The 17,509-nt window shown below is 52.5% G+C and carries 17 protein-coding genes; 11 read left to right on the top strand and 6 right to left on the bottom strand.

Annotation, left to right across the window (positions count from 1 at the left end; genetic code table 11):
• Nucleotides 1–182: hypothetical protein (locus tag AADEFJLK_RS24945; protein WP_211299120.1), on the bottom strand; the 182-nt coding region annotated here is incomplete at its 3' end.
• Nucleotides 183–210: 28 nt separating this feature from the next.
• Between AADEFJLK_RS24945 and AADEFJLK_RS00640 the strand changes: the two genes are divergently transcribed.
• The 5 genes from AADEFJLK_RS00640 (at nt 211) to AADEFJLK_RS00620 (ending at nt 6,015) form a co-directional block, all read left to right on the top strand.
• Complete coding sequence (locus AADEFJLK_RS00640) at nt 211–1,566, top strand: hypothetical protein (protein WP_103972951.1); 1,356 nt, start codon at nt 211–213, stop codon at nt 1,564–1,566.
• 180 nt (nt 1,567–1,746) lie between these two features.
• Nucleotides 1,747–2,253 carry a bifunctional pyr operon transcriptional regulator/uracil phosphoribosyltransferase PyrR gene (pyrR, locus tag AADEFJLK_RS00635; RefSeq protein WP_088620453.1) on the top strand — a complete coding sequence of 169 codons (507 nt, stop codon included), beginning with the start codon at nt 1,747–1,749 and terminating at the stop codon, nt 2,251–2,253.
• Entirely contained in the window at nt 2,246–3,208 is a 963-nt protein-coding gene (locus AADEFJLK_RS00630; protein WP_103972950.1) for an aspartate carbamoyltransferase catalytic subunit, read from the top strand. Before pyrR ends, AADEFJLK_RS00630 begins: the two co-directional genes overlap by 8 nt.
• Nucleotides 3,208–4,497: a dihydroorotase gene (locus AADEFJLK_RS00625; RefSeq protein WP_088620451.1), complete on the top strand. Its 1,290-nt coding sequence runs from the start codon at nt 3,208–3,210 to the stop codon at nt 4,495–4,497. Before AADEFJLK_RS00630 ends, AADEFJLK_RS00625 begins: the two co-directional genes overlap by 1 nt.
• A 765-nt stretch (nt 4,498–5,262) precedes the next feature.
• Nucleotides 5,263–6,015, top strand: a complete 753-nt coding sequence (locus tag AADEFJLK_RS00620; RefSeq protein ID WP_088620450.1) for a hypothetical protein — start codon at nt 5,263–5,265, stop codon at nt 6,013–6,015.
• Nucleotides 6,016–6,148: 133 nt separating this feature from the next.
• Here AADEFJLK_RS00620 and AADEFJLK_RS00615 read toward each other — a convergent pair whose 3' ends face one another.
• Nucleotides 6,149–6,670, bottom strand: a complete 522-nt coding sequence (locus tag AADEFJLK_RS00615; RefSeq protein ID WP_088620449.1) for a Smr/MutS family protein — start codon at nt 6,668–6,670, stop codon at nt 6,149–6,151.
• A gap of 74 nt (nt 6,671–6,744) precedes the next feature.
• Here AADEFJLK_RS00615 and surE point away from each other — a divergent pair, with 74 nt between their 5' ends.
• The 4 genes from surE (at nt 6,745) to AADEFJLK_RS00595 (ending at nt 8,903) form a co-directional block, all read left to right on the top strand.
• The gene (gene surE, locus AADEFJLK_RS00610; protein WP_103972949.1) at nt 6,745–7,497 is read left to right on the top strand and encodes a 5'/3'-nucleotidase SurE; all 753 of its coding nucleotides are present in this window, start codon (nt 6,745–6,747) and stop codon (nt 7,495–7,497) included.
• On the top strand, nt 7,494–8,156 hold the full coding sequence (locus tag AADEFJLK_RS00605; RefSeq protein WP_103972948.1) for a protein-L-isoaspartate(D-aspartate) O-methyltransferase: 663 nt from the start codon (nt 7,494–7,496) through the stop codon (nt 8,154–8,156). Before surE ends, AADEFJLK_RS00605 begins: the two co-directional genes overlap by 4 nt.
• A gap of 94 nt (nt 8,157–8,250) precedes the next feature.
• Nucleotides 8,251–8,493, top strand: coding sequence for an antitoxin (locus AADEFJLK_RS00600; RefSeq protein WP_103972947.1), 243 nt, complete (start codon nt 8,251–8,253; stop codon nt 8,491–8,493).
• Nucleotides 8,493–8,903, top strand: coding sequence for a type II toxin-antitoxin system VapC family toxin (locus AADEFJLK_RS00595; RefSeq protein WP_211299151.1), 411 nt, complete (start codon nt 8,493–8,495; stop codon nt 8,901–8,903). The genes AADEFJLK_RS00600 and AADEFJLK_RS00595 overlap by 1 nt, the downstream gene beginning before the upstream one ends.
• A gap of 153 nt (nt 8,904–9,056) precedes the next feature.
• On the opposite strand, the gene AADEFJLK_RS00590 is transcribed toward AADEFJLK_RS00595, so the two are convergent.
• Nucleotides 9,057–10,307 carry a dicarboxylate/amino acid:cation symporter gene (locus AADEFJLK_RS00590; protein WP_103972946.1) on the bottom strand — a complete coding sequence of 417 codons (1,251 nt, stop codon included), beginning with the start codon at nt 10,305–10,307 and terminating at the stop codon, nt 9,057–9,059.
• A 287-nt stretch (nt 10,308–10,594) separates the two neighbouring features.
• On the opposite strand from AADEFJLK_RS00590, the gene AADEFJLK_RS00585 reads away from it, so the two are divergent.
• On the top strand, nt 10,595–10,891 hold the full coding sequence (locus AADEFJLK_RS00585) for a hypothetical protein (protein ID WP_103972945.1): 297 nt from the start codon (nt 10,595–10,597) through the stop codon (nt 10,889–10,891).
• A gap of 74 nt (nt 10,892–10,965) precedes the next feature.
• On the opposite strand, the gene AADEFJLK_RS00580 is transcribed toward AADEFJLK_RS00585, so the two are convergent.
• From AADEFJLK_RS00580 to AADEFJLK_RS00570, 3 genes are all read right to left on the bottom strand, one after another.
• Nucleotides 10,966–11,610: a tetratricopeptide repeat protein gene (locus tag AADEFJLK_RS00580; RefSeq protein ID WP_170064994.1), complete on the bottom strand. Its 645-nt coding sequence runs from the start codon at nt 11,608–11,610 to the stop codon at nt 10,966–10,968.
• A gap of 479 nt (nt 11,611–12,089) precedes the next feature.
• Nucleotides 12,090–14,018, bottom strand: coding sequence for an ATP-dependent zinc metalloprotease FtsH (gene ftsH, locus AADEFJLK_RS00575; protein ID WP_088620442.1), 1,929 nt, complete (start codon nt 14,016–14,018; stop codon nt 12,090–12,092).
• A gap of 308 nt (nt 14,019–14,326) precedes the next feature.
• Entirely contained in the window at nt 14,327–15,724 is a 1,398-nt protein-coding gene (locus AADEFJLK_RS00570; RefSeq protein WP_103973580.1) for a sigma-70 family RNA polymerase sigma factor, read from the bottom strand.
• A gap of 740 nt (nt 15,725–16,464) precedes the next feature.
• On the opposite strand from AADEFJLK_RS00570, the gene ribA reads away from it, so the two are divergent.
• Entirely contained in the window at nt 16,465–17,079 is a 615-nt protein-coding gene (ribA, locus tag AADEFJLK_RS00565; RefSeq protein WP_088620440.1) for a GTP cyclohydrolase II, read from the top strand.
• Nucleotides 17,080–17,509 lie beyond the last annotated feature (430 nt).

The raw sequence follows: 17,509 nt of genomic DNA, 5'->3' as shown, positions 1-17,509 counted from the left end.
GATTTTATTCTCCCCACCCCAACCCTCCCCATCAGGGGAGGGAGCAGTCTTACCCTATACATTTGTGTTTTTAACAAATTCCCTACCCTATTCAGGGCGGGTTTTATGAAAAACTTGATGATCGAGTAAAAGCTCTCACTTGAGCCGTATTGGGCGTTGCTACCCGAAAGGTTTTTACCCATCCGGCTATCACCTGAATAAGGATTCCACATGAAAAATCCGCCGTACCATGCCCTATTGGCTCTCATCATCCTTTGTTTTGCCTCGCCCTGCCCTGCGGAACAGCCCGGTTTTGAGCATCGCCTATTGGGTATCGTTGGCGAAACAGCCATAAATTGTGGTGTCTATCACCTTAAAAATAAAGCGGCGAACTACTACTTAAGTGACCCGGAGGCGGCCAAAGTAAGCCAATGCTTAGCCGATGCTTATCAAAATGGCCGGGCATTTTATGTTGCCGTGGGCGGTTCGGGCATCGGTTCTGGCGATTATTATGTGGCAAAAGGTATCTTAGGTTTGCCCAATGCCAGTGGCGTTTATCATTTTGGCTACAATAGCTCGCCCAGCAATGGCGAGCCTATCGGTGAAGATAGGTTTGGCATGTCGTTATGCCATACTTTCCCTGGCGCACTAGACCCCGAAAAGGATTGCGGGATGCAGCTAAAAGCTCCGCCACCTGTTTCAGCCGAACTTAAGGGCAAAAACCGATGTGAATTTGCCAATCTCAAGTTGTCTGATGATGTTGTTGTCTGGGCGGCTGAACCGGATTCCGGGCGCAAGCTTGAGTTTCAGATTGACCAAAAAAGCGGCCATCAAACACGACAAGTTGAGGTTTTAGCCAACCAAACAAAGAAGCCTTTGGCATTAATACTGGGAAATTACGAGCCGACCATTTGGAACATCCGTTGGACGCAAGGAACCGACATCATTGCCGTGGTGGTAGGCGGATATTATCGGCAAGCCGTAGCCGGACTGCCGCCGGGTGTCCCCATACTTAATTCGACGGAAAAAAATGTCGGCAGGTGTGATGATTTTTACGGCGGATCGGATATCAAAACCTTGAACCCCTTATCCCGCCGTTTGTTTGACCGTCCGGTGGAAAAAGTTTATGTCGCCAAAAATGGCAATGTTTTGCTGGGTGATGAGGTAGTGCCGGATATGAAGATACTCTCTTCACCTGCCACTCCTCCAGAATCTTTTTTCGATAGGGATGCTCCCCGTGCAGGGCACGCAGGTTTGGAGGATGGCCTCAAAAATGGCCTGCTAAGAAAAGCGACTAAAGAAGATGCCTTGGCTTGGTTTGCGCAGATCCCCAAACCAAAACCCAAATCTGTCGATGTGCCACCAATTGCAAACCGACACACTACCCCACCCGCTCCTAACATAGATATATATAAAGATGCCTATGTCGTCTTGAAGCCGTTTGTTTTTCCTGTCGGTTTATTCGGGCAGAATGCGGCAAGGTTTTTTGTACCCCGTGGTGTGTCAAGGCCGAGCGGCGACCCAAGCGGCTCGACAGTCTATGATTTTAATACCTTAAAATGCACCGGATCGTGTGGTTTTTCCTAACAATATCCCAATGAGTTATCACCTAGCATCCGGTGCAAAGCCTCCCTGTTGATAAGCCCGAACATTGGCGGTATCCTAGCGCTAAAGATTACGCGGGCATTGAAGGCCTGCTGCCTGTTTATAAAAACTGGCGATGCAAACCTTCTTGCCCCATTTACCAACCCCCAAAAGGATGCCCGTGTGCTAGAAATTGACCCCTTACTGAACAACCTGGAAGCCGGACTACGGCAATTGATTGAAGAACGCCAGCTCAAGCAGCCGCTGATGATCGGTATCCATTCCGGCGGGGTTTGGGTGGCGGAGGCGATGCACCAACGCTTAAACATCAGCGAGCCGCTGGGCTTGCTGGACATCTCTTTTTACCGCGACGACTTCTCGCAAATCGGCGTCCACCCCAACGTCAAACCCAGCCAATTGCCCAACAGCATCGAAGGCCGGGATATAATCCTGATTGACGATGTCTTTTATACAGGCCGCACCATCCGCGCCGCCCTGAACGAAATTTTCGATTATGGCCGTCCGAACCGTGTGGTACTGGGCGTACTGATCGAGCGCGACGGCAAGCAGATACCCGTCGCCCCCGATTGTGCGGGCGAACGTCTGACCTTGTCCGCACAACAACGCATTAAACTCACCGGCCCCCAGCCTTTAAAAATCCATATAGAAACCGCCACCCGCCATGACTGATAACTTGCAATTAAATGCAGACGGCAAGCTTAAACATTTTTTGACCATCGAAGGCCTGAGCAGAGCCTTGTTGACCGAAATCCTCGACACCGCCGAGTCGTTTGTCGGCGTGTCCGACCAACAAATCAAAAAAGTGCCGCTGTTGCGCGGCAAAACCATCGTCAACCTGTTTTTTGAAAACAGCACCCGCACCCGCACCACCTTTGAACTGGCCGCTAAGCGCCTGTCCGCCGACGTACTGAGCATGAGCATCGCCACCTCGTCGACTTCCAAAGGCGAGAGCCTGCTCGACACCATCCGCAACCTCGAATCCATGTTTGTCGATATGTTTGTGGTGCGCCATGCCATCAGCGGCGCGGCGCATTTCATCGCCCAGCACACCGCCCCGCACATCAGCGTCATTAACGCGGGCGACGGCCAACACGCGCACCCGACCCAGGCCATGCTCGACATGTTCACCATCCGCCAAATTAAAAAAGACTTTGCGCCGCTCCGGGTGGCGATTATCGGCGACATTCTGCACTCGCGGGTGGCGCGTTCGCAAATCCAAGCCCTCAATACCCTAGGGGCGAAAGAAATCCGCGTCATCGCGCCGAAAACCCTGTTGCCTGCGCATGTGGAGACCTTGGGCGTGACGGTGTCGCATGATTTGACCGAAGGCCTGCAAGATATTGATGTGGTGATGATGCTGCGCCTGCAAAAAGAGCGCATGACCTCGGCGCTGCTGCCTAGCGAGAGCGAATATTTTAAATGCTTTGGCCTGACCGAAAGCAAGCTGAAAATCGCCAAGCCGGATGCGATTGTCATGCACCCCGGCCCCATTAACCGAGGCGTGGAAATCGAGTCCACCGTCGCCGATGGCCCGCAATCGGTGATCTTAAAACAAGTCAGTAACGGCATTGCCGTGCGTATGGCGATTATGTCTATGGCCATGCAGCCACAAGGAGCTTTCTGATGGCGAACATCCTTATCCAACACGGGCGTATCATCGACCCCGCCAACGAACTGGATCATGTAGGCCCGCTGTATATCAGCGGCGGCAAAATCGCCTCGGTCACTGACGCGCCAGCGGGTTTTGTCGCCGATACGGTGATTGACGCCAGCGGGCAAGTCGTTTGCCCCGGTTTTGTGGATTTGAGCGTGCGCCTGCGTGAGCCCGGCCAAAGCCGCAAGGCGACGTTTAAGAGCGAAACCCGTGCCGCCGCCAGTGCCGGGGTGACAACTATGTGCCTGCAACCCGATACCACGCCGGTCATCGACACGGCGGCGGTGGCTGAGCTGATTCGGGAGTTGGCGGAAAAAGCCGGTTATCCGCAAGTCTACCCTATCGCCGCCCTGACCCGAAAGCTTGAGGGCAACGAACTCAGTTCCATGCTGGCCCTGAAAGAAGCGGGCTGTATCGCCGTCAGCAACGCCAACCAGCCGATCCGCAATCTGTTGATTTTGCGGCGGGCGATGGAATACGCCGCCAGCCACGATTTGTTGCTGATCTTCCGCCCCAACGACTACTGGCTGGGCAATAACGGCTGCGCCCATGAAGGCGCGGTCGCCACCCGTTACGGCCTGCCCAGTATCCCCGACGCGGCGGAGACCATCGCCCTGGACCAATGTTTGGAACTGGCCGAGCTGACCCGCTGCCGCGTCCATTTCGGCCAACTCAGTTGCAAGCGTTCGGTGATTAAAATCCATCAGGCTAATAAGTATGGCCTGAATGTCACTGCCGATGTCGCCATGCACCAACTGCACCTGACCGAAAACGACATCAAGCCGTTTGACAGTGCCTACCATGTCCTGCCGCCGTTCCGTACCGAAGCCGACAAGCAGTATTTGCGGCAAGGCTTGGCCTGCGGCACGATTAGCAGCATTTGCTCAGACCATCAGCCCCACGATATTGATGCCAAGCTGGGCGCGTTTCCAGAAACCGAGCCGGGCATATCGGCTTTGGAAACCCTGTTGCCGATGATGCTGAAACTGGTCGCGCAACACGCCATTACCCTGAGCCAAGGCATCGCCGCCTTAAGTGAGCAGCCCGCGCAGATTCTGCAATTGCCCAGCGGCACCCTTACGCCAGGCGTTGCCGCCGATGTTTGTGTGTTCGACCCGGAACTGGCTTGGCAAGTCAACCGTAGCCAATGGCATAGCCGGGGCATCAACACCCCATTCTGGCAACAGACTTTAAAAGGCCGTGTCACCCATACCTTACAAGCGGGCAAACGCATTTTTTGCTTGGCCGACGGGCAATAAGCGACGGGCCGCCAGGTAAAAGCCTAGCTTGGGCAACTGTCGTCAGTTGCCCAAAGCCATGCCGCCTAATGCCCAGCCTTTCAGCATTACCACCCCGAATGGCGGACAGGCTCGGCGCGGGCATGGCACACTCCCATCATTAGGCCATATTGCAGAGCCACAACGGCAAAACCCTCGCGCTTTTCGCTGGCCGTTTTAAATTGCCGAACCGCCGCGACAACTTACTTAAGGTCTGACATCCCCGTTTGACAAATAAGTGAACAGCATCGGCATAAACACCATTATGCTATAAACCAAAGCAATGCCTGCTATTATCATTAAAAAGCTATAGATTGTTTTCATGTCCTAACCTGCTGTTTTTTAAATTATAGTTTTGTTGAGCTTTTAATATATCCCTAATCGCCAAAATGGCAAGCCCTTGCCATACCCCCCTACCCAAGCACCTCCCAAACAAAACTTACCCACCAGCGTTGTCGGTTTTCTTTACAGCATAAAAAGCCTATAAAACACCCTAGTTTTGATTTTGATACCCACAATCAGGGCTACTTGTTAAAACAACCGCCATTACAGCAAAATCGAGTGTCATTTTTTTTTACACATAGTCCTTTAAGCAGAAAAACAAAAAATATAACTTATTAAATTGCAAAAACATTAAATTTTATGGCATATAAAATGCTTGTATCATGCTAAGTTATTGTCATGGCTCTAGTCTTGGCTACCGCAACGTTTTATATCCCCTACAAACCCCATTTTTAGGACTTTTCTATGTCATTCATTAACAAAATCAACTTGGCCATCACCAGTTCGCTATTGTTGTTTGCGTTGGCCACACCCGCCTCCGCCGCAAACCTGACCGTCACCAACGTGACCTTACCGTCCGGCACACCGTTTAACCTGACCATTTCTGGCGGCACCTTAGGCTCAACACCACGCACGGTCACCACCCCTTATGCCGGCCAAATCGTCCTGCAAACCAACGAACTGGGCGCCATCGGCACTTGGTGCGTAGACGACCTGCACACCATTTACCTTAACAGCCATTACACCTACACCACCGGCCTGTTAAACACCGACAGCATGGGCAGCACTATCGCCTCCTCACACGCCTTAGGTAGCCAACAAATCCATGATGTCATGGCCTTGGCGACCTACGGCAACCAACTGCTGGCCACCACCGCCAGCGGCATTAACCGCAATATGCTGTCAGGCGAAATCCAAGCCGCTATCTGGTCGGTCATTTACGGCGCGACCGTCACCGCCAGCGGTGCCGACGTGTCCGGCGTGTCCGCCCTGACCTTCAATAACGGTGTGCAAGCCCTGAAAAACTTAGCGCCCAGCTTGCCGACCGGCCCTGCGGTCGCCTTATTCAACCTTGCCGCCGACGGCACCATCCTTGCGCAAAGCCTGATCGGCTCGTCTACGCAATTGGCGCAACTGGTTCCTACACCTAACGCATTGGCCTTAATGTCCGTCGTCTTAATCGCTGGCGCGACCTTACGCAAACGCCATCACGGCTAACATTAGCCACTCTGTCAGAGTGCGGCCATCCTTGGGCCGCAACAGCGGGCAGGATGCCCGCGCTCTGACATAGCCTTGCCCATAGGGCATAAAAAAAGCCGCTCCTGCGGTTTTTTTTATGCCCTCCCCCTTGCTAGGCCATCGCCAACAGCACATACACCGCCCCTGCCCCACCGTCTTTAGGCGGCGCAGAGCAAAACGCCAACACGTCGGGGTGCTGCCTAAGCCAAAGATTGATTTTGTTCTTAAGAATGGGATAATTTTCTTGTGAACGGTAGCCTTTCCCGTGGACAATATGGACGCATCGGTAACGCGCCCTGACCGCATCCGCCAAAAAGCCCAGCAATTCGCGGTGCGCGGCGGCGCTGTTCAGGCCATGCAAATCCAGTTCGGCTTGGGGGGCAAAATAGCCTTGGCGGAGCTTGGCCAAGCTGTTTTTGGCGACGCGCCCACTAACATAGCTAATATCGTCCTCCGTACCGACTAAAGCCAGCACCTCGTCCGCCACTTCGTGGACGGGAGGGCGCGGCTTAGGGAAAGGCTTAGGACGCGGTGCGCCTAAGCCATGAACTTTATCATTTTTCAGCGGGCTAACCTTACCGACCGCCTCCCGAAATAAGTCACTATCTTCTGTACTGAGGATTTTTTTTGTCACGAAAGCTGATTTTACTGGCTATAGTTGCTAAGATGCCCGATTTTATAGTTTATTGGGCGGCAGGGCGATAAATAATGCATATTTTGTTAAGCAATGATGATGGCTATCTGGCCGAAGGCCTCTGTGCCTTAGCTGACGCACTCCGCCCCCACGCCACCTTATCGGTGGTCGCCCCTGACCGCAACCGCAGTGCCGCCAGCAACTCCCTCACTCTAGAAATGCCCTTACGCGCCCACCTCGCCCATAACGGCTTCATCAAAGTGGACGGAACCCCCACCGATTGCGTCCACCTCGCCTTAACCGGGCTGCTGGACAGTGAACCGGACATGGTTTTTGCGGGCATTAACCACGGCGCCAACCTCGGTGACGACGTGCTGTATTCAGGTACTGTCGCCGCCGCCAGCGAAGGGCGTTTTTTAGGCCTACCCGCTGTAGCCATCTCCCTAGTCGGCAGCAACCCCGTACATTTTGCCACCGCCGCCCAAGTCGCCGTCACCCTGTTAACGCAATTGCTGGCCCAGCCCCTGCCCCAAGACACCATCCTCAACGTTAACGTGCCAGATTTACCGCTAGCGGCGTTAAAAGGCTATCAGGCGACCCGACTAGGCCAACGCCATAAAGCCGAACCGATGATAAAAAACCTCGACCCACGCGGACGCACCATCTACTGGGTCGGCCCGCCCGGCAGCGAACAGGACGCAGGCCCTGGCACCGACTTTTACGCCATCGCCGAAGGCTACGTCTCGGTCACGCCGCTGCAACTGGATTTGACGTGGTACGAACGCATAGCGCAACTGAAAGACTGGCTCCCAAGGACAAGCCTATGAGTTTAGACCTGCAAGGCATCGGCATGACCTCGCCGCGCACCCGCAAACGCATGGCGGCACGGCTTGCCGAACAAGGCATCAGCAACGAAGAAGTGTTAACCGTCATGCGCACCACCCCGCGCCATGTCTTCATGGACGAGGCCTTAGCCAGCCGCGCCTACGAAGACACCGCGCTGCCCATCGGCTTTAACCAAACCATCTCCCAGCCCTACATCGTCGCCAAAATGACCGAACTGCTCCTAGCGGCCGGGCGGCCGGGCAAAGTCTTGGAAATCGGCACCGGCTGCGGCTACCAAACCGCCATCCTCGCCCAACTCGCCGACCACGTCTATTCGGTGGAAAGGATTTTAGCCCTACAAAAAAAAGCCAAAGACATCCTCTGGGACCTGAAACTGAAAAACGTCCATTACCTGTACGGCGACGGCCATAGCGGCTGGGCGGACTACGCCCCTTACGACGGCATTCTGGTCGCCGCCGCCGCCCCCGAAGTACCCGAAGCCCTCCTGCAACAACTGGCAATCGGCGGGGTCATGGTCATCCCGGTCGGCGAAAACGGCGGCCCGCAAACCCTACAACGCATCACCCGCACCGCCCATAACTACAAATTTGAACACCTAGAGCCAGTCAGCTTTGTACCGTTTTTGCCGGGGAAGGATTGAAGGATATACACGCCTACTTAGTCCGATAAATATCATTGATACATACCAATCTAGGGTATATACTTTCAATATCAACTTAAGAGGCGGGGTTAATATGCATACGACTGCGAAGCTATTTATCACAGGCAGAAGCCAAGCAGTGAGGCTTCCGAAAGAATTCCGTTTTTCGGGGGCGGAAGTGTTTATCCGTCGTGACCCCTTGACTGGCGAAGTCATACTGTCACCCAAACCTGCATCTTGGGCGGCGTTTTTCGAGCTGGCCGACCGCACCAATATCCCCGCCGATTTCATGGCGGACCGCGAAGACCTGCCGAACCAAGAGAGGGATTTGTTTTGATGCGTTATATGCTGGATACCAATATGGCCAGTTATATTATCAAAAGCCATCCCCCGGCGATCCGTAACCGACTGGCGTTGCTGCCGATGGAAAGCATTACCGTATCCGCAGTTACCCAAGGCGAACTGTTATACGGCTTAGCGCGTAAGGGGCATCCGGCCTCGCTTGCAAAACTTATCCGCGAATTTCTTTTTTGTGTTGAAACATTGCCTTGGGACGGGCAAGCCGCCACCGTTTATGGCGATTTACGCGCCTCTTGCGTGTCGGTCGGCATTACACTTGGCGTGCTCGACATGATGATTGCCGCCCATGCAATAGCCGCCAATACCCTACTTGTCACCCATGATAAAGCATTCAGCCTAGTCCCCAATGGGGTTTTGACTATCGAAGATTGGCTGAATGAGGTTTAAGTTATCAACGATGGCGGCAAAAAACACACGGCTGACGGTACCATCCAAAACCGGGCAATACGATGGCCGGCCAGACTCCGACGGTGCCCAACCGTTAGCTTTATACAAATTAACATATTAACTTAATGGCAGCGGCCTTACGGCTTACCCTACTTAGCTACCCAACTCCGCCGCCAGCCGCGCCTCATCCAACTCCCCTTCCCACCGCGCCGCGACCACCGTCGCCACGCCATTGCCCATCAAATTGGTCAACGCCCGCGCCTCGGACATAAAGCGGTCTATCCCCAGAATCAACGCCAAGCCTTCGACCGGAATGGTCGGCACAGCGGACAAGGTCGCCGCCAAGGTGACAAAACCACTGCCCGTTACCCCAGCCGCCCCTTTCGAGGTCAGCAGCAACACCGCTAACAGCGTCAGCTCCTGTGTCCAGGTCAACGGGGTATTGGTGGCTTGGGCGACAAACACCGCCGCCATGGTCAAATAAATTGACGTGCCGTCCAGATTAAACGAATAACCCGTAGGGATGACCAAGCCCACCACCGATTTGCCGCAACCCAGCCGCTCCAGCTTAAGCATAATACGCGGCAACACCGATTCCGACGACGACGTACCCAAAACGATCAACAGCTCGTCTTTGATATAGCGGGCAAACTTCCAGATACTAAAACCGCAATAGCGGGCAATCAGCCCCAACACGCCGAACACGAACACCAAGCAGGTCAAATAAAAACAGCCCATCAGCTTCGCCAACGGCGCTAACGATTGCACCCCGTACTGGCCGATAGTAAACGCCATCGCCCCGAACGCCCCGACCGGAGCCAGCTTCATGACCATCTCGACCATCCCGAACAACACCTGGGCGACATCATTAAGCCCCGTGCGCAAGCCCGCCCCCCGCTCGCCCAACACCGCCAAAGCACAACCGAACAGCACCGCCACCAGCAACACCTGCAAAATATCGCCCTTAGCGAAGGCATCCACGGCACTGGTCGGGATAATGCTCAGTAGAAAACTCACTGTCCCCTGGCTTTTGGCGGTGTCGGCATAACCCTTCAAGCCGTGGGTATCCAAACTGCCGACATCCACATTCATCCCCACCCCCGGCTGGAAGACATGCACCACCAACAGCCCAATCACCAACGCCAAGGTGCTGACCAGCTCAAAATACAACAACACCCGCACCCCAACCCGCCCGACCCGCTCCAAGCCCTGCATCCCGGCAATCCCCACCACCACCGTACAGAAAATAATCGGCGCGATCAGCATCTTAATCAGCTTAATAAAGCCATCCCCCAACGGTTTCATGGCAATGGCGGTATCGGGGTAAAAATGCCCCAAAACAACGCCGATGGCAATGGCGGTCAAGACTTGGACGTAGAGGTGGCGGTAGAATGGGGTGGGCATGGTTTTTAGGGGGATAGGCGGAATAGATAAGCGTATTATGGCTTATTAGCTTAATAATAGCGCCTATTTTTAATGACATGGCACGCCAAATAGGCTACAAATAGACGTATACTTCAAACGGTCAAGTTTTGGTAGGGTACGCTGTGCGTACCTTTAAAAAACCATCATAAAATCAGTGCAAAAGGTACGCATTTATGCCCCTGAGGGTACAGCGTACCCTACGGTGAATTGTAAAAGCCGAAAACTTGGCCGTTCACAGTATATATAAACAAGCAACGAGGTTTTTTATGGTAACCATTCGCCCCACCAAACAGCAAAAACCTTTAAAGCATCAGGATACTGTTACCCAAAATGGCAGCGAGAGCGCGATTATGTTATCGGCGGCTGAATACCCGCAACTGAGAAAATGCCACCGTCAAGTGCTAAGCCTTGATGACTTCACACCAGCCGATATTCAAAACCTTTTGGCTTCCGAACCACCTGTAGAAGCACTGGCTTTTAACGCTGAATACCCGGAAAGCCCTAGTAGTTTGCAAGTTATAGAGTCCGAAGCTTATCACGCAGCATATAAACGTATAAGTTAAAAAAGGGTACAGGTCTCGGAGCGCGGGCATCTTGCCCGCACAAGGGCGGGCAAGATGCCCGCGCTCCAAAGCCCCTACCTGGACTCCACCGTAATCTTCCCCGCCTCTTCCTGCAACGCCGCAATCTCTTCCGGCTTTAACCGCCCCTCCACTTGGTCGCGGGCAATCGCCGCTTCCATAGAGCCTTGCCCGGCGGCGAGGGTAAACCACAGGTAAGCGCGTTTAGGGTCGTTTTCGACCCCCGACTTATAACGGTAGATATTGCCCAAATCGTATTGGGCTTTGACATGGCCGGCGCGGGCGGCTTTTTCGATCCAATTGATCGCTTCCTTGTAATTTTGCAGCACCCCGATGCCTTTAGACAAGGAATTACCGTATTGGTATTGGCCTTCAAGATTACCGTGCTGGGCGGATTTTTTAAACCATTGCGCGGCTTCCTTATCACTTCGCACCACCCCCCTGCCCTCGCTCAGCAACACGCCGACTTGCAGCTCCGCCGCGCCGTCGCCACCTTGGGCGCGGTCTACGGCGCGGTTATAAGCGGCAATGTCTTGGGCTTCCAATTCGGGTACGGCAAACTGCTGGAGCAGCCAAGCCCCAAACATCAGCACCGTCAGGGCGGCGATAATCGAACTCCAAGTGACGATCAGCGTATTGATCAGAAAAAACCGATAGCGGCATTTCCGACAGCGGTAGGCTTTGTAAAACGTCCTAACCATAAACGGGTCATTAGAACGGAAAGTTGTCCTGCGAAATTCTTCTGACGCACATTTAGGGCATTGGGCTTCTGCTGACGGACGGGCAGCTGATTTTTTTTTAAGCTTTATCATGTTATTTTTTTATATTCAATGCACATCAGAACCCCGCATTAATCGGTTAATCAGTCTATATTATGGGGCTTTAGGCAGTGGCGGGCAATAATACCCCCTGAAACGGTTTATAGTGGCAGGTTGTTTTTGCCCATCCTTAATGCCGCTTACCGCTTACGGAAAACGGTTTTCGATACGGCAAATAACCCCTGATAATAGCGTCTTAACCGCTTTTATGCAATTATGGTGACAACATCTTGGGCGGGTAGCCATGAATAATAGGCGGGCGGGGGCGGGAGGCGGGTAGGACTGCTGGCATTGATGGCGGTGTTGGCAATTTTTAGGCAAAAAAAAGGGGGCTATAAAAGCCCCCCTTGAATGAGCGCACCTCAAACTTGTCTGGCAGGTTTGGTATTGATAGTGGTGTTGACTTTGCTAGTCACGGGTTTAGTATCCACTTTGTCCTGCTTGCTATAATTCGGTCTGTTAAACGTATCGTTGTCATCTTTAGGCGGCATAGGGTCTTTGCCCGCCATCATCGCGTCGATTTGGTCTTTGTCGATGGTTTCCCATTTCATCAGCGCGTCGGCCATTTTGTGCAAGATAGTGATGTTTTCTTGCAATAAGGTTTCGGCACGTTGGTAGTTACGGTCAATCACGGCGCGGATCTCTTCATCAATCTGCTGGGCGACATTGTTAGAAACGCTGCTGCCTTGTGAGCCGGGATAGCCCATAAATGGCTGGCCTTGTTCTTCGCCGTACACCAATGGCCCCAACTTGTCAGAAAAGCCCCAACGTTTGACCATATTGCGGGCCAATTCGGTCGCCCGTTCTATGTCGTTAGACGCACCTGTCGTTACCCTATCGCCACCGTAAATCATCAACTCAGCAATACGGCCACCGAACAGGCTGGCGATTTGGCTTTCCAATTTACGCTTGCTGGCGCTGTACTGGTCTTGCTCAGGCAAGAACATGGTGATACCCAACGCCCGGCCACGCGGCATAATGCTCACTTTATAGACAGGGTCATGGTCAGGCGACAATTGGCCGACGATGCAATGTCCGGCTTCGTGGTAAGCGGTCAACAGCTTGTCGTCTTCGCTCATCACCATGGTACGGCGTTCCGCACCCATCAGAATCTTGTCTTTGGCTTTTTCCAGATCCTGCATGGTCACTTCTTTCTTGTTGCTACGCGCCGCAAACAAAGCCGCTTCGTTAACCACATTGGCCAATTCCGCACCGGAGAAACCGGGGGTGCCTCTGGCAATATATTTCAGTTCGACATCAGCAGCGACCGGTACCTTTTTGATATGGACGTTAAGGATTTGCTCACGGCCACGGACATCCGGCAAACCGACATTGACTTGACGGTCGAAACGGCCCGGTCTGAGTAAGGCTTTGTCCAAAATGTCGGCACGGTTGGTGGCGGCGATGACAATAACGCCTTCATTACCGTTAAAGCCATCCATTTCCACCAGCAACTGGTTCAGGGTTTGCTCACGTTCGTCGTTACCGCCGCCCATGCCGGCCCCGCCACGTTGGCGGCCTACCGCGTCAATTTCATCAATAAAGATAATGCAAGGGGCGTGTTCTTTGGCTTGGGCGAACATGTCGCGGACTCTGGACGCACCGACCCCGACAAACATCTCGACAAAATCCGAACCGGAAATGGTGAAGAACTTAACCCCCGCTTCGCCGGCAATCGCTCTGGCGATTAAGGTTTTACCCGTACCCGGAGGGCCTACCATCAAAATGCCGCGCGGAATTTTACCGCCCAATTTTTGGAACTTCTGTGGGTCAGACAAAAAGTCGACCAGCTCAGTCACTTCCTCTTTGGCTTCTTCACAGCCCGCCACGTCGTCAAACGTCACGGTCATTTTGTCTTCTTCAAGCATCTTGGCTTTGCTTTTACCAAAGGTATTGGCACCGCCACCCGCACCCTGCATCCGGCGCATGTAGATAATCCACACCGCAATCAGCAACAGCATAGGGAACCACGAAATAAAGATGTCCATCAATAAAGAGCGTTGTGCAGGCGGCGTAGTGCGGATCTGGACGTTGTTCTTCATCAGGTCATCGATCAGGTTGGCATCGCCGGGATTATAAGTCTCGACATTTTGCCCGTCGGTGGTGCGGATCTTAATCAGTTGTCCGGCAATCTCGACATGATCGACCAAGCCATTCTTGACCTTAATGATAAAATCCGAATAGGCGAGCGTATCCTGCGGCGGCGGCGCGGTGTTGACGCGGTTGTAGATCAGGAATGCCCCAGTGAGCACAACCAACCACAACAACCCGTTTAATATATACTTTTTCATTTTATTATCCCCTGACCTCTAGTAAGGCCATCTGTTAGACGTTTGTTTATTACGATAACATCGCCATTCAAAACCCGACGCCTCCACGTCGCCCTAATAGATTGATTTTCATTGTCCCTAGCCAAATTAATTGCTGTTGGCCTTGAGACAATTAAACCACCTTTACCCGCAAAAGTCTTTCATTAAACAATGCTACCGACGCGCCGTTAACAGCCTGGCAAAACGCACTTAATTAGTTGTTTTAAAAGCTTTTTTATCACTACTTTTGGCCCGATACCAGTATTATGCCCGATCCGGTAACGGTGTTTTTACAAAAAACACGATAATTGCTGGCCGAAACTGGCTTTCATCTTATTCAAAGCCACCACTTGGATTTGCCTGACCCGCTCACGGGTCAACTGCAACTGGGCACCGATTTCCTGCAAGGTCATTTCCTGATCGGCGGCCATGCCAAAATGGCTACAAATGACTTGCGCTTCACGCGGGTTTAACGACGTGATAGCCTTAGCCAGCAAACGCTCCAAATCGGCTTCGGCGATACGCGTGAAGGCATGGGTAAACACCTGCTGCTCCAAAAAATCAATCGGCGCGAAACCGTCCTCTTCATCTTCGGGGCCTTCCAGCGACATGACCGACTGCGAAATCGACAACAGGGTATCGACATCATCGCGCGACAATTTGGCAAACTCCGCCAACTCGTTCAGGCTAGGCTCTATGCCCGTACGCGCCATCAGCTCGTTCTTCGCGCGGAACACCTTATTAATGGTCGCTACCTGCCCACAGGGCACCCGCACCAGCCGTTCGCAACGCGATAGCGACCGGGAAATGGCTTGCCGTATCCAATAACCCGCATAAGTGGAAAACTGGAAACCGAGCCGATGGTCGAAACGGTCAACGGCTTTGAGCAAACCGCTTTGGCCTTCCTGCACCAAATCCTCAAAATCCAAAAACCCGGCCTTATATTGGTTGGCGATAAACAGCACCAGCTTATTATTGGCTTCCGCCAATTGCTGCCGCGCCACCAACCACGCCTGCTCGGCGACTACCATATCGGTAAAGGTCTTGTGCATGTCGGCGCTGGACAAGAATAAAAACGCCGGATCATAATCCTCCACCGCCAACGCCCGGAACTTGTCCGCCACTTGTGCGGCGCTGCGGTTGCGGCGGCCTTTACCCTCCAGACGCTTGCCCAACAACTGCGCTTGGGCGGCATTACTGTCATGGGCGGGCTGCGGGCAAAGGCCGCGTAGCTTATAGCCGTACACAATAACCTCGGCGATGCCGTTCAGCTCTTCAAACGCAAACGGGAAAGCTTGCAAAGCCGTTACCAATCGTTGCTTATGGCTGGCATATAGCGGGTCGGCCTGCATCAGCGCCTGATTAGCGTCGCAAAAGGCTTTTTTTATTTCCGCTAAAGCCGAAGCCAAATCGGACACCAAAGCCGCTTCTTCATCTGGCTCTTGCCCGGCCATTTTTTCGTGGCTGTTGAGCAACACCAACGCCGTTACCGGAAATTGCGCCAAGGCATTAATCAAATTAGTTTTTTCTTCGCTTAAGCGGCGGGCGATCTCGACATTACCATGCTCATTGACGGCAATCGGACTGGGGCCATTATCCGCTACCGTATCGGCCCGCTTGTCCGTTAGGCCGCCTTTAACGGCAGTACCGCGTTGTTGTCTCGACAAATGCTCAGTTAGATAAGCCATGTTCACCCTCTCCTCGCCGCTAAAGCGTTTTAAAATATCATCAAGGCGCGGCCTTAAGCCGTGCGTGCGCATTTTTTACTGCATAACCCGTAGTGTTAGCGGTCTGTAGAGCCGCTAATTGTCAATCCATAAGAACTAGTCTGTTTCCTAATCACTTAACAATACTGTAACAAGAGTAGCTTATTTCGTCAAGATATAGTTTTACAAAACATGAACAAAAGTTGATTAACTTGTTTTTTGTCCAACTATACGGCTCGCAACAAGCGGTTTAATCAACCCAGATAACCCTAATAACATTATAAAAATAATGGCTATTAGGCTAATTTATGGGCACAGAGCCTGTTTTTAACCCATTATCGCCGCTTTATTGCTTATTGATGGACAACTCCAATCCTATAAGCTTGCACTTTAAAAGTTAGACATCACTATGTTTTGTCACACTTGCAAAATGCCAGACACTCGCGTTAAATCGGAATATATACCCCTTACCTAAACGGTTGCTGAACGAAACGAAAAAATATCCGCCTAAACCCAGCAATGCGCGGAAAACCAAGGCCTATTTTTGCCTTTATTTAAAAATACCCGGCAATGCTTGCCGATACTCTATTTGACAAGAAAATCACCTGATTTATGCACCGACCAGCGGCGGCTCAGGTAAAATAGCCAGATCCTACCCGACCCCACAGCCTGCTCCCGGCTTTGTGGATGAACTATTTTTGAATTTTTAGCTTATATCTGACGTGAAGCCATTATTAGAAGACTTAGTACAAACGCCCATCCCCACCCGGCACGGCGAATTTATCCTGCACTACTACAGCAACTCATTGGACCGTAAAGAACACATCGCCTTAGTAAAAGGCGACGTTAAAGGCCAGGACAACGTGCCGGTGCGCATCCATTCCGAATGCTTTACCGGCGACGTATTAGGCTCTAGGCGCTGCGACTGCGGCGAACAACTGGACATGGCCCTGCACCTGATCAGCCAAGCCGAGTGCGGGGTGTTGATCTACCTGCGCCAAGAAGGGCGCGGCATCGGCTTGCTGAAAAAACTCCAAGCCTATAACTTGCAAGACCAAGGCATGGACACCGTCGATGCCAACCTGCACCTAGGCTACCAAGCCGACGAACGCGAATACGACATCGCCGCGCTGATCCTGACCAGCCTGCAAGTCAACTCCATCGCGTTAATCACCAACAACCCGGAAAAAATCGACGGCCTAAAAGGCCTAGGCATCGCCGTCAACACCCGCATCCCCATCGAAATCAAAGCCAACGACGATAACTTGGGCTACTTGCAGACCAAAGCCAAAAAAATGGCGCATTGGTTGTTTCAAACGCAGAACGAGCAGGATTAAACCCGCCCCCCCCTGCGCCCCCTGAGCGAAGGCGAAGGGGAGGGCTGGGGAGGGGTTTAACACGCTGAAGTGCAATATATACTTCAACTCGATCATCAAGTTTTTAACATTCGGATAAAAGCTCAGCCACCGAATATTGAAAATTCTAATAAAGTTTTTTAAAACAATAAGTTGCAATGGAATCCGTCCCCCTCCCCTGATGGGGAGGGATGGGGTGGGGAGAATCTAAATAAGGCTTTTTTCATTATACTGGCTAAAAACAGCCTGCTTAAAATCTCTGAGCTATATGTATAAGCCATTGATTTTATTCTCCCCACCCCAACCCTCCCCATCAGGGGAGGGAGCAGTCCACCTTGACAAGCCTTAGCTCTTCGTAAATCTTTCCCACTATTTCGAGGTGACTTTATGAAAAACTTGATGATCGAGTTCA

It is taken from the genome of Methylovulum psychrotolerans (genome assembly GCF_002923755.1).
Lineage (GTDB): Bacteria > Pseudomonadota > Gammaproteobacteria > Methylococcales > Methylomonadaceae > Methylovulum > Methylovulum psychrotolerans.
This window is presented reverse-complemented; position numbering and strand designations above follow the sequence as displayed.